Origin of the sequence: Tenacibaculum sediminilitoris (genome assembly GCF_964513795.1) — a bacterium.
Lineage (GTDB): Bacteria > Bacteroidota > Bacteroidia > Flavobacteriales > Flavobacteriaceae > Polaribacter > Polaribacter sediminilitoris.
On the sequence record NZ_CAZEQR010000048.1, the window covers coordinates 49,990 to 64,288 of the forward strand.

Here is a 14,299-nt window from a genome sequence, read left to right on the forward strand (position 1 = left end):
AATGAAGAACGAATTAAACTTTGAGAAAACAAATTCTAAAGATGAGAATTTTGTTAGTTTGGTACAAGAACTAGATGCGTACCTTTCTGGAGTTAATGGAAGTCAAGATGAGTTTTTTAGACAGTTTAATACCATAGAAGCATTACCTTATGTAATTGTAGGTTATATAGGAACAATACCTGTAGGCTGTGGAGCATTTAAAATAGTTGAGGATAAAACAGTAGAGGTAAAACGAATGTACGTCAAACCAATATACAGGAAAAAAAATATAGCTACCTTAATTCTAAAGAAACTGGAAGAATGGGCAAGAGAAGAGCAGTTTTGCTCTATTGTTTTAGAAACTAGTAAAACCATGCAACCAGCAGTACACTTGTATGAGAAAAATGAATATGCCATTATACCTAACTATGGCTCTTATAAAAGTGTAGAATCAAGTATATGCTTTAAAAAAGAACTAAACTCCTTTTAAGTTAATTGTCAGTTACTATAAATAGAGATAAATATGGTAGATATAACAAAGCTTACCCAAAATCATTGGAAAAAGGTAGCCGAAATTTACGAAGAAGGAATTGCTACTAAAAATGCTACCTTTAGAACAAAAGTACCTAGTTGGAAAGAATGGAATGTATCACATCATCAACACTCTAGGTTTATAGCTGTAGAAAAAGATAAACTATTAGGTTGGTGTGCTATAGCCCCAGTATCAACAAGGTTTGAATATAGAGGAGTAGCAGAAGTAAGTGTATATGTAAAACAAGGAGTGGTAGGGAAAGGAGTAGGAAGTTTATTGATGGACGCTGTTGTAAAATCTTCAGAAGAAAATGGCATTTGGACGTTGTATTCAAGTCTATTTCCCGAAAACGAAGCAAGTGTTAAGTTACATCTTAAATACGGTTTTCGAAAGATAGGATATCGAGAAAAAATAGCACAGTTAGATGGAGTTTGGAGAGATACCGTTTTGTATGAAAGACGAAGTAAAAAACAACAATTACTTTGATAGTTTACTGTTTTTAAAGTAATTTCGCGGCAACAACAACACAACACATGAGTAACGAAGTATCTAAACGCTACGCACAACGCGGAGTATCGGCATCTAAAGAAGATGTACACAACGCAATCAAGAACATTGATAAAGGATTATTTCCAAAAGCTTTCTGTAAAATTGTTCCAGATTATTTAACGAATGATGATGATTACTGTTTAATTATGCATGCTGATGGGGCAGGAACAAAATCGTCTTTAGCATATATGTACTGGAAAGAAACAGGAGATATTTCTGTATGGAAAGGGATTGCTCAAGATGCTTTAATCATGAATATTGATGATTTATTGTGTGTAGGAGCTACTGATAATATTATGTTGTCTTCTACCATTGGGAGAAACAAAAACAATATTCCAGGGGAAGTTTTATCAGCAATTATTAACGGAACAGAAGCGTTAATTAATGAGCTGAAGGAATTTGGAGTTACGATTCATTCAACTGGAGGGGAAACTGCCGATGTAGGAGATTTAGTTCGTACAATAATTGTTGATTCTACCGTAACTGCTCGTATGAAACGTACAGATGTGATTGATAATGCAAACATCAAAAAAGGAGATGTAATTGTTGGTTTAGAATCTTTCGGACAAGCTACTTACGAGAAAGAATATAATGGAGGTATGGGAAGTAATGGGTTAACATCTGCACGTCACGATGTGTTCCATAAATATTTAGCTGAAAAATACCCAGAAAGTTTTGATGCTTCTGTACCATCAGATTTAGTGTATTCAGGAAACACAAAATTGACAGATGAAGTAGCAGATTCTCCTATTGATGCAGGTAAGTTAGTATTGTCACCAACAAGAACATATGCACCAATTATTAAAGAAATTTTATCAAAATTCTCTTCGAAAGAGGTACATGGAATGATTCACTGTTCTGGTGGAGCACAAACAAAAATCTTACATTTTGTAGATAACTTACATATTGTAAAAGATAATATGTTTCCAATTCCACCATTATTCAAACTAATACAAGAGCAGTCAAAAACCGATTGGAAAGAAATGTATCAAGTATTTAACTGTGGTCATAGAATGGAATTGTACGTATCTCAAGAAGTAGCAGAAGATATTATTGCTATTTCAAAATCATTCAATGTAAATGCGCAAGTTGTTGGAAGGGTAGAAGCTTCGGAGAAAAAACAATTAACTATTAAAAGCGAATACGGAACTTTTGAATATTAATTCATCAAGATATAAATAATATAAAATCCTCAGAGAAACCTGAGGATTTTTTTATTTCATTTTATCAAACACAAAATCAATAGAAAACTTGTCGTTAGCTACGGTAGCTTTTAGTTGGCTGTTCTCTTTCCAGTAATGAATAGAAGTAGGGAATTCATTCTGTTTATTTTCTGCAGTAAAAGAAGTATCTGTTTGTTGTGTAAAAGCAAATAAAGTAGGATTTTCATTTACACCAGTTACTTGCAAAAACAACGAATCATTTTTAGTAATGATGCGTAAGACTTCTTTAAATAAAGTATCGTTTTTTTGTATGGAAAAACCAATTCCAGAAAAATCACTTTTCCAAAACTCGTAAGTCCTTTTATCAGCTTCGTTATGAATACGTTCCCACTTACCAAATAACCAAGTTGGCTTTGTAATTTTCTTTTCTTGTTGACAAGAAAAAAGTAGCGTACAAGTAAAAAATAAGATTAAAAAACGCATAACAAAAGCCTTAATGAACTAAAGATATGAATAAAATTCGATAAAAAATCGTAAATTCGCACCCCAAGAAAAGATACTATGCTAGATAAATTACAGATAGTTAAACAACGTTATGATGAGGTTTCAGATTTAATCATCCAACCAGATGTTATTTCTGACCAAAAACGTTATGTACAATTAAATAAAGAATATAAAGATTTAGGTAAGGTTGTAAAAAAAGCAGACGAGTACCAAACTTTATTAAATAATATAGAAGAGGCTAAAGAAATCATTGCTGACGGTTCGGATGCAGAAATGGTTGAAATGGCTAAAATGGAAATGGACGAAGCGAAAACTCGAATTCCAGAATTGGAAGAAGAGATTAAGTTTTTACTAATTCCGAAAGATCCAGAAGATTCAAAAAATGCAGTAGTAGAATTACGTGCGGGTACTGGTGGAGATGAAGCGAGTATTTTTGCGGGTGATTTGTTTAGAATGTATACCAAGTACTGTGAAAGTAAAGGATGGAAAGTTTCTACGGTAGATTTTTCTGAAGGAACTAATGGAGGATTTAAAGAAATTCAGTTTGAGGTTACTGGAGAAGATGTATACGGAACCTTAAAATTTGAAGCAGGTGTGCACCGTGTACAACGTGTGCCACAAACAGAAACACAAGGGCGTGTACATACATCGGCAGCAACTTGTATGGTGTTTCCAGAAGCAGAAGAGTTTGATGTAGAAATCAACCCAAAAGATGTACGTATTGATTTTTTCTGTTCATCAGGACCAGGAGGACAGTCGGTAAACACTACCTATTCAGCAGTTCGTTTAACACACATCCCTACAGGATTAGTAGCGCAATGTCAAGATCAAAAATCACAGCATAAAAATAAAGAGAAGGCTTTTAAAGTATTGCGTTCTCGTTTGTATGATATGGAGTTGGCTAAAAAGCAAGAAGCTGATGCTGCTAAACGTGGTTCGATGGTAACGTCTGGAGATCGTTCAGCAAAAATTAGAACATACAATTATCCGCAAGGACGTGTAACAGATCACAGAATAGGATTAACTTTATACGATTTGTCAAATATTGTAAACGGAGATATTCAAAAAATTATAGACGAGTTAATGCTCGCAGAAAACACTTCTAAGTTAAAAGAATTAGGAGAAACTATTTAATTAAAAGGCGTTACTACGATAGTAACGCCTTTTTTAATGTCTCAAATTCTTGTAGAGCCGATAAATTAAACATACCTTTGCACAATATTAATGTTCTGTCCTTTTAGGAGAAAATCTACAAGTCTTTATACTATTTTCTGTTATCATCAGATTCCATAGTCTTCAGTTGCTTTACAAAGCGTTTTCAATAGAATTTTTAATTTAAAATAATTATCATGTAAATCATAGTTAATACTATGTATAGTATTGTGCTGTAATTTATATGACTTAAAGTATGTCTAATAATAAAACCTTATAGTATGTTAAGAATAGTTGTAAAAGAAGGTGAAAATATCGATAGAGCCTTAAAGCGTTACAAGCGTAAATTTAGAAACGTAAAAGTTTTGCAAGAATTAAGAGAAAGAAAGCAATATACGAAGCCTTCTGTAACAAGAAGAGCACAAATTCAAAAAGCAGCTTACAAAGAGCAGTTATTTAAAGAAGAATAGTAGTATCGCTATATAAAATACAAAAGCGCAACCAAATGGGTTGCGCTTTTTTGTTTGTGTAAAGTTAATAATTATCACGTTTTCTTTTTAAAAACTTAATTAAACCAATTGCGATTGTAAAAGCTATTAACAATATAAGTATAGATTTGATTTGAAACATTTAATAGATGATGATTTTGGATATGAAATTACAGTAAATAATTCTATTTTCTTCTTATTTTAAAAAGTAACAAAAACAATTTGTTTATTCTATATTAAAAAAAGAAACCAAAAATATGGCAATTTTAAAGTTGAGTTTACTAACTTTAAGTCTAAACTGTCATTATGAAACATAGCAAATTTAGCGAGAGTCAAATTATCAAAGCTCTCAAGGAAAATGAACAAGAAAGATCCGTTGGGAATTTATCACGCGAATTAGGTATTGATAAGAGTACGTTTTGTTATTGACGTAAGAAAACAGTGGTATGGAAAAGCAAGAGTTAAAGCGTCTGAAAGATTTAGAGGATGAAAACCTTAAACTTAAACAGATGTAAGTCTTGATAATAAAAAGTTAAAGGATATATTGTCAAAAAAGTTCTAAGACTCTTCCGACAAGAGTGTTCGTGTAAAAGATCTAATCAAACACTATGTTATTTCAATTTCAAGAGCATGTAAAGTTGTAGGTTTTAAGCATATTCAATGTTATTGATGATTGTAATAGTGAAGCTATAGTAATAAACGCTGGACTTACTTATTCAGCTCGAGCAGTTCTAGAAACACTTAAAAATTTAAAATAAGAGATAGGAGTGCCAAAGTATGTTAGATGTGACAATGGTCCAGAATTTATTTCTAAAACGCTTAAGAACTGGTTCATAATAATCAAATATACTCAGCCAGATAAACCTACAAAAAAGGGCTATATAGAACGTTTCAACCGCTTTTTTTTTAGATAAGATGACAAATTTAATCATCCTCATAAATCGTTAGGTAATATATCTCCTAAAGAATTTAAATTCTTTATCAAACCTGACATTAATAATAATTAATTGTCGAATTTAAAGGCACCTTAAAAAAGGGAAGCCTACATTACTATCTAAACTAGAGAGATTACTAGAGGAAATGGGAAAACAAGTTAAAATAACTTTTTTAAGAAGGAAACTTAGTATTGAAAAAAAAGGTAAGCCTTTTATTTTCAAGTACTTGCGTAAAGGTGTTAACTGTGACTTTCTTTCTAAAGAAGTGTCCTAATTAATAGAACAACATGAAGCACTTAAAATAAAACTCAACTAAAATAAAACTTACCAACATGAAAAAAACTACTTTTTTACAAGGAGGCATGAAGGAGGTGTTGTTAATATTTGTGTTAGCTTTTAGTATAACAGCTAATGCTCAAATAACACCATTTACCATGACTCTTACCCCCACAGACGAAACCTGTACGGGAAATGGAGAAATTACTATTGATATAAATGGAACACAAACTGGGGCTGATTTTGAGCTTCAATTCTACCAATTACCTAATACGGCAACGTCTTATGCGGTAAATACAGCAACCTCGGGGGGGAACACTTTACAGTATATAAAGACGAATTTGCCTAGTGGCAATTGGCAAGTAACAGCTATACAAACCGTTGGAATTGAAACCAACCAACAAACAGCTACCGTTACTATTGGAGATAATAGAGTGCCTTTAGCCTTTACGGCAAAATCCGATTTGTTATGTGCAAACGAACATGAAGTTAATGTAAATGTAACGGCAGGAAACCCGGTTACATACGAATTGCGAGACATTACAAACAATGTAGTTATTACACCGCAAGCCTCTAGTACTTTAAGTCCGGTAGCTGCTGGCGATTATATTGTGGTAGTAACCGATGTTTGTGGTGATTCGGCTTCTTTAGGAATTACCATTGCCGATATCTCGGTAAATTATTCAGTATTTAGAAAGGTAAGGAGTATATATGGTTTTTATGCACTGGAAGATTGTAGTACCTATAATCATATTGATAGAGTATTATTTAACGGTAGTGCCAATGCAATACCGGATGCCTTATTCCCTATACAACTAACCTATACGGTTGAAGACCCTTTAGGAGGAGCACCTACCGTAATTAACAGTACATGGAATAGTGGTACTTACGAAGAACAGGTGTCCATACCTTTTTATGATGGGCAAACCTATAACTATACGGTAGATTTAGTAGATGCTTGTGGTAATACCTATTCGCAAACAGATATAATTAGAGCAGCCCCTAATTTTAGAATTATTTCATTTGCATCACAAGTATGTGGGCAACGATACCTTCGTCTTGATTTAATTCAGCAATTTTTAACTCCTTTTGATGTAACTTTTACTGATTATCCGGCAGGTTTTGATCCTTCAGGTTATAACGCCAATTATACTGCGGGAACTTACACAGCCTCTTTTAATACATTAGGTAATCTCTTTTTCGGAGACGATACAAACCCAGTACCTGATGGCAGCTACACCATAGTTATTACTGATAGTTGTGGACGTACCGTAACAAGATCTATTACGGCAACTTCAAATACCAATTTTTCTTTAGTTAAAAGCAGAGTTCATAATGGTTGTGCTGATGATGAAGGTAATATGCTGTTGTATATACGCTCGGCTGCAGGCTCAACACAAGCAGCAGAAATTACTAATATGATAATTACGGCAGCTCCTGCAGCCTACACAAGTTCATTACCAGATGATGTAAGTACTAATATTACAACTGATGGGAAGTTTTCAATGAACTCACTTCCAGTAGGTACCTATACCTTTGAGGCACAAAGCTCGTGTGGTACTACCGAAACTGCCAGTTTTACTATTGATCCGTTAGTATTAGAACCTACGGTAACACCTACTTTTAATTGTGGTAGTTTTAATTTAGATGCTTCATTAACCACCAATTTAGGTGATCCTGATGTGTACTTGCAAAAATACTATCCTGATAGTGGTCAGTGGGGGCATCCTACGACCGGAAGACTACATGTCGAAGGAAATTTTATAGCAACAAATACGGGAATGCGCCTGTTAGCTTTTAATAATCGTGATGGTGTAAAAACAGTCTCCGCCAGTTATTCAAACATAGCCAGTACCGGGCTGATGCGAGTTATATTGCAAGCACAAGAATATCCTAATGGAGGTAATGGTACTCCTTCATTTTCCTGTCTTAAAACAGTTAAGACTTTTAATGTACCCGAAAATAGTGTTTTATCAAACAACTACTATGTATCGGCATGTCCTAATGGAAATACCGAGCTAATCATTGATGCTATAGGTGTAGCCCCATTAAACTACAAAATTACTGAATTTAATGGCACTCCATTAGTAATAGATAATGGAACGAATCCTGTATTTACAGATTTAGTAGCAGGAGAATATAAGGTAGAAATAGATGATAATTGTGGAAATACCTCGGTATTTACTTTTAAAACTTCAATAATGAAGAGTCCTATTATTTATCCTAATAATTTATGTGATGGACAAAACGGTTCATTATTTCTTTCCGGATTGTCATTTTTAAATATTGAATGGACGAAAGGCGCCGACCCCACCGTTTTAGCTACGGGAAATACGCTAAACTTTGCACCTTATACCGAAGCAACCGATGCGGGTACCTATTACGCTCATTTGTCTTATAGCGGAAACCTTGCTGCTTGTTTAGCCGAAACCTTAAGCTTTACCGTAACTGCACCCCAAGATGTGCCGGAAGCTGGTACCGGACAAACAGTGGATATTTTACAATCTGATGTAGGATTAATTAACCTATTTGATTATGATACCGCTCCATATGATAATTGGGGAAGTTGGACAGATCTTTCTAATACCGGAACCTTAAACAACGAGATTTGGGACGCTACCAACATGCCAGTAGGTACCTATCAGTTTCAGTATGATGTATCCAGTGCTTGCTCAGGCTTAGACACTACTACGGTAACTATTAATATTATAGCCTCGGATTTAACAGCTAACCAAGATGACTTTACGGTTAGCTGCCCCTATACAAGAGTTACCAATATTGGCAATGTTATGGACAACGACACCGAATTTAGCAACCTTGTAGTGAAAGCCAATTATACTGTAAGTGAAGAAATAAGAGACCCGGGACGTGCTATTACGGTTAATGTTGATGGTACGGTAGATGTGTCAATACGCTCACAACCAGGACAAACCTATACTTTACAATATCGTATTGCCGAAACAGCCAACACCGATAACTATACGATAGGAACCTTAAATGTAACTATTGGAGTTGATACGACACCTCCTATTTTTAATGGACCATTACCAGTAGATGTAACAGTAGAATGCGATGCTATACCAATAGCAGAAGACTTAACAGCTACTGATGAGTGTCAACCGGCATATGTTACATATACAGATACAACCACAGCAGGTGTTTGTTCTGGTAATTATACCTTGACAAGGGTATGGATAGCTCAAGATTTATCGGGCAATCAAGTATCGCACACGCAAACTATAACAGTACAAGATACCACCCCACCTACTTTTGTTGAAGCATTGCCTGCCGATACCACCGTAGAATGTGATGCCATTCCAGTAGCAGAAACACTAACCGCTGTAGATGCTGCTTGCTCCTCACCAGTTAGTACATTAGATTGGTCTAATAGTAACAGGTGGTTCCCTGGAGTACTTTCACAGAGCTATACCGTTGGAAATACGAATATTAATTTTAATGTAACCTATCCATCAGAAAGTTCACAACCTTTTAGACGACCAACCACTGCATTCTTTTTATATCAAGGCGATCAACCAGTAACTAAACAAACGTTAAATATTTCAGCTATATTGCCTGCTTTGCAAGATGGAACGGTTACAACAGATTTTACTATTGGAGATTTGGGTGTTGGCGTTGACAATTTGAATTTTAAAATATTTGATGTTGATGGAGAGCTTGCCGAACACTTAAGACAAGAGAGATATGTCATCAATGGCTATTTGAACGGAAATTTAGTTAACCCAAATCTTACAGTGTCAGGTACACAGATCATTTCTGGTAATACAGTTTTGGGTTACGACCCTACTGATCCAATTAAAGGAAATAGTATTGATGGTGTTTTGAATGTAAGATTCCCTTCACCAGTAGATAGAGTGGAAATATTATTTTCGATAGATGATGGATCATCAGCTTTTCCAACTAGTCAAGCTGATTTTGCTATATATAATATCAATTTTGAGGAAATTAATCAGGCAGAACCCGTAACAGTATCTTTTTCAGAAACCACCACAGCAGGAGCTTGTGCAGGAGAATCGATATTAACTAGAGAGTGGACAGCTACCGATGAGTGTGGAAACACTACCGTACATACCCAAAACATTACGGTACAAGATACCACCCCACCTACTTTTGTTGAAGCATTGCCTGCCGATACCACCGTAGAATGTGATGCCATTCCAGTAGCAGAAACACTAACCGCTACCGATACTTGTGGAACAGCAACGGTAACTATTAACGAAACCACCACAGCAGGAGCTTGTGCAGGAGAATCGATATTAACTAGAGAGTGGACAGCTACCGATGAGTGTGGAAACACTACCGTACATACCCAAAACATTACGGTACAAGATACCACCCCACCTACTTTTGTTGAAGCATTGCCTGCCGATACCACCGTAGAATGTGATGCCATTCCAGTAGCAGAAACACTAACCGCTACCGATACTTGTGGAACAGCAACGGTAACTATTAACGAAACCACCACAGCAGGAGCTTGTGCAGGAGAATCGATATTAACTAGAGAGTGGACAGCTACCGATGAGTGTGGAAACACTACCGTACATACCCAAAACATTACGGTACAAGATACCACCCCACCTACTTTTGTTGAAGCATTGCCTGCCGATACCACCGTAGAATGTGATGCCATTCCAGTAGCAGAAACACTAACCGCTACCGATACCTGTGGAACAGCAACGGTAACCATTAACGAAACCACCACAGCAGGAGCTTGTGCAGGAGAATCGATATTAACTAGAGAGTGGACAGCTACCGACGAGTGTGGAAACACTGCCGTACATACCCAAAACATTACGGTACAAGATACCACCCCACCTACTTTTGTTGAAGTATTGCCTGCCGATACCACCGTAGAATGTGATGCCATTCCAGTAGCAGAAACACTAACCGCTACCGATACCTGTGGAACAACAACGGTAACCATTAACGAAACCACCACAGCAGGAGCTTGTGCAGGAGAATCGATATTAACTAGAGAGTGGACAGCTACCGACGAGTGTGGAAATTCTACATCACATACTCAAGTTATAATAATAGAGGATAATGAAGCTCCACAATTGGTGTCAACATTAGAAGATATAACAGTAGAGTGTGATAATGTTCCTGAAGTTCCAACTTTGGAGTTTACCGACAATTGTTCTTCAAATGTAACACAAACAAACTTTGAAGAAACAAGCACATTTGATGGAAGCGATAGTGATTACACAATCATGAGAACATGGACGGTTGCAGATGACTGTGGAAATGAAGCAGACTTTACACAATATATTACAGTAACTGTAAAGACATCAGTAATAGAAATAGCTGATTCAAGATGTACTGAGGATGGAGTAATTGAATTGAATGACTATTTAGCAAATCAAAATGCAGAAGGAACTTGGGAAGTTACGCAAGGTAGTGTAGTATTATCGGATGATGCAAGTTTTGATCCCTCAGGTTTAAGTTTAGGAGACTATGTATTCACCTATACCATATCAAATAATGGTTGTTTAATAGTAACAAAAGTTACGATTAGTATTAATGAGGAATGTATCTCTATTCCATGTAGGAAAGAAGATGTGGTAATATCTAAGGTAGTAACCCCTAATGGAGATTCAAGGAATGAATTTTTTGAAATTAAAGGAGTAGAATCCTGTGGATTCATAGCTAATGTAAAAATATTTAACCGTTGGGGAGCAAAAGTATTTGAATCTAACAATTATGCAAATAATTGGAACAGAATTTCAGATGGAGCTACGTTTGGAGGAGCTGAAAGACTACCAGCAGGTACATATTACTACATTGTAATATTAGAAAATAGTGGTTTAAAACCATTTACAGGAGCAATTTACTTAGGAATCAAATAATATTATAGCTATGAACAATAATTACAAACTATTACAAGCAGTTATTGTATTGTTTTTTACAACAGTTTTAACAGTTCAATCACAACAGCTACCACAATTTACTCAGTATATGTACAATACAATTTCTATTAATCCTGCCTATGCAGGAAGTAGGCAGGTGTTGAGTATTGTTGGACTGCATAGAAGCCAGTGGGCGGGATTAGATAGAGCACCAGAAACTCAAACTTTATCTATTCACACACCTCTTAGAAATGATAAAATAGGATTAGGATTAACATTTATAAATGATCAATTAGGATATGAAAACTTTACCTATTTATATGGAGATTTTTCATATACCATTCAACTTAATAATGAGATAAAACTAGCCTTTGGCCTTAAAGCAGGATTTACTCAATACAATATTGATGATGCTTTGATTACAGCTGAAGGATCAGATCCAGGAATCTCAGGAATTCAAAATAGATGGGAACCAAATATAGGTAGTGGATTACTACTACATACCAATAAATGGTATGTAGGGTTTTCTGCACCAAGGTTATTAAATATTGACCATAATAATTTAGAAATTAATAGAATTAATTACGGAGTTATAGATAGGGTAAGTTATTACTTAACAGGAGGATATGTTTTTGATTTAAGCGATAATGTAAAATTTAAGCCAGCTACATTAATAAAAGCAACAAACGGAGCACCATTATCATATGACATAACAGCAAATTTTTTATTTAATGAAAAGTTTTGGTTAGGAGGTTCTTATAGAATAAATAAAGATACAGGAGCTTTAGGAGCTTTAGTAGATTTTCAAGTATCTCGACAGTTTCGAATGGGTTATACGTATGAATACCCTTTATCAGATATCAATCAATATTCTAGTGGTACACATGAAGTGTTATTGATGTTCGAATTACACAAAGTTAATAGAATTAAATCTCCTAGATATTTTTAAAAAAGCATACTTATGAAGACAAAAATTACACTTTTACTATTCGTTTTTTCATTTTCGTATTCATTTTCTCAGAAAAGAGTGGCAGATAAATTCTTTAAAGATTATGCTTATATAAAAGCTGCTGAATTTTATGAAAGCGCAGTAAAAAAAGGAGATAGTACTACTTATACATTAGCAAGACTTGGAGATTGTTATTATAACAACTTAGATTCAAAAAAAGCAGCTCATTGGTATCAATTAGCAGCAGAAAGCGAAGACGGATTAAGTAATGAGAATATTTACAAATATGTACAGTCATTAAGAAGTATTGGTGAATATGAAAAAGCAGAAGAATGGTTACAAAAGTTACCTGAAGCTAAAGGGAGTTTATCTAAAAAAAATCATGAAAAACTCATGACCTTAAACAACGATACGGTTAATATTTATAATCTAGAATTAAATACTAAAAACTCTGATTTTGGACCTTATGTAACAGGAAACAAATTTGTTTTCTCGTCAGCAAAAAATAATAAAGGCAAAATTTATGAATGGAATAATGAACCTTATTTAGATTTATATGAAGCAAAAATAAATGTAGAGAATGGAAAAAAAACTATAGGAGATGTTGTGCCGATTACATCCTCAAAAATTAACACAAGTTTTCACGAATCAAGTGTGGCTATTACAAAAGATGGAGCCACAATGTACTTTACCAGAAATAACTTAAATAAAAGAGATAAGTTGGATTATGATAAAGAAGGAACCTCTCACTTAAAAATATATAAAGCTACACTAATTAATGGGCAATGGGATAATATTGAAGAACTTTCATTTAATGATGATGTGTACTCAAGTGGGCATCCAGCATTAAGTCCAGATGAAAAGACATTGTATTTTACCTCTGATAGACCTGGAGGTTATGGGTTTACAGACATTTACAAAGTAGCAATTTTACCGAATGGAACTTATGGAGACCCTGTAAATATGGGAGATAAAATTAATTCTATTGGTAGAGAAATGTTTCCTTTTGTAGCAAAAGACTATACACTATATTTTTCTTCAGATGGATATGCAAATTTAGGATTGCTAGATATTTATAAATCTAACTTGTTAAATGATAATTCATCAGAAGTAAAAAACTTGGGAGCCCCTTTTAATAGTGGGTATGATGATTTCGGCTTTTTTTTAAATGACGATAATAAAACAGGTTATTTTTCATCGAATAGACCAGGAGGGAAAGGGTACGACGATATATATGGTTTCGAAAAATGTAAGCAGTTTATTTCAGGGAAAGTGTTTGATAAAAAAACAAATGAGCTGTTAACGGATGCGTTAATAGAATTAGTTGATGCTACAGGAAAAGTAGTAGAAAAAATTACTACAAAAACGGATGGGTCTTACTTTTTTGAAGTTAACTGTGAAAAAAAATATGTTCTTAGAGGGTCAAAAAATGATTATGATGATGAATTAAAAGATGTATTAACAACAAGCTCGGATAATAAAAATATAGAAATTGACTTATACTTAACACCATTAATTATAGGTGATGAGATTGTAATTAATCCAATATTTTTCGATTTTGACAAGTGGAATATTCGACCAGATGCTGCCTATGAGTTAGAGCATATTGTACGAGTATTAAAAAACAATCCGAAAATGATTATTAAAATTGAATCACATACTGATAGTAGGGGAAGTGATTACTATAATGAGATTTTATCAGATAAGAGAGCTAAATCTACTAGAGATTATATTTTCTCAAGAGATATTGATGTTAATAGAATTGTAAGTGCTATTGGTTACGGAGAAAAGCAATTAGTAAATAAATGTTCTAATGGTATTCCTTGTACTGAAAGAGAACATCAAGAAAACCGACGATCAAAATTTATAATCATTAACGATTATAAATAGTAAAATAAATAATTACTC

10 protein-coding genes are annotated in these 14,299 nt (G+C 34.4%); 9 read left to right on the forward strand and 1 reads right to left on the reverse strand.

The genetic code is table 11. The features are described 5' to 3' along the window. The first annotated feature begins 1 nt into the window (after position 1). From ACKTSW_RS11520 to ACKTSW_RS11530, 3 genes are read left to right on the forward strand one after another with little or no spacing between them, the layout of a single operon-like run. Entirely contained in the window at positions 2-469 is a 468-nt protein-coding gene (locus tag ACKTSW_RS11520) for a GNAT family N-acetyltransferase (RefSeq protein ID WP_408025412.1), read from the forward strand. A 33-nt stretch (positions 470-502) separates the two neighbouring features. Then, a complete protein-coding gene (locus tag ACKTSW_RS11525) occupies positions 503-997 on the forward strand; it encodes a GNAT family N-acetyltransferase (RefSeq protein ID WP_408025413.1) in 495 nt (164 codons plus the stop codon). 47 nt (positions 998-1,044) lie between these two features. After that, positions 1,045-2,223 (forward strand): AIR synthase related protein, encoded by a 1,179-nt coding sequence (locus tag ACKTSW_RS11530; protein ID WP_408025414.1) that lies wholly within the window; start codon positions 1,045-1,047, stop codon positions 2,221-2,223. Positions 2,224-2,274: 51 nt separating this feature from the next. Here ACKTSW_RS11530 and ACKTSW_RS11535 read toward each other — a convergent pair whose 3' ends face one another. Further along, positions 2,275-2,706, reverse strand: coding sequence for a hypothetical protein (locus ACKTSW_RS11535; RefSeq protein WP_408025415.1), 432 nt, complete (start codon positions 2,704-2,706; stop codon positions 2,275-2,277). Positions 2,707-2,784: 78 nt separating this feature from the next. On the opposite strand from ACKTSW_RS11535, the gene prfA reads away from it, so the two are divergent. The 6 genes from prfA to ACKTSW_RS11565 all read left to right on the forward strand — a co-directional run bounded on the left by prfA (position 2,785) and on the right by ACKTSW_RS11565 (position 14,281). Further along, positions 2,785-3,861, forward strand: coding sequence for a peptide chain release factor 1 (prfA, locus tag ACKTSW_RS11540; protein WP_408025416.1), 1,077 nt, complete (start codon positions 2,785-2,787; stop codon positions 3,859-3,861). 299 nt (positions 3,862-4,160) lie between these two features. After that, positions 4,161-4,349 carry a 30S ribosomal protein S21 gene (gene rpsU / locus ACKTSW_RS11545; protein ID WP_099215259.1) on the forward strand — a complete coding sequence of 63 codons (189 nt, stop codon included), beginning with the start codon at positions 4,161-4,163 and terminating at the stop codon, positions 4,347-4,349. 324 nt (positions 4,350-4,673) lie between these two features. Continuing rightward, positions 4,674-4,796, forward strand: coding sequence for a transposase (locus ACKTSW_RS11550; RefSeq protein ID WP_408025417.1), 123 nt, complete (start codon positions 4,674-4,676; stop codon positions 4,794-4,796). Positions 4,797-5,634: 838 nt separating this feature from the next. After that, a complete protein-coding gene (locus ACKTSW_RS11555; protein WP_408025418.1) occupies positions 5,635-11,442 on the forward strand; it encodes a gliding motility-associated C-terminal domain-containing protein in 5,808 nt (1,935 codons plus the stop codon). Between the two features lie 10 nt (positions 11,443-11,452). After that, positions 11,453-12,391 carry a PorP/SprF family type IX secretion system membrane protein gene (locus ACKTSW_RS11560; protein WP_408025419.1) on the forward strand — a complete coding sequence of 313 codons (939 nt, stop codon included), beginning with the start codon at positions 11,453-11,455 and terminating at the stop codon, positions 12,389-12,391. Between the two features lie 12 nt (positions 12,392-12,403). Then, positions 12,404-14,281 carry an OmpA family protein gene (locus ACKTSW_RS11565; protein ID WP_408025420.1) on the forward strand — a complete coding sequence of 626 codons (1,878 nt, stop codon included), beginning with the start codon at positions 12,404-12,406 and terminating at the stop codon, positions 14,279-14,281. Positions 14,282-14,299: the final 18 nt, after the last annotated feature.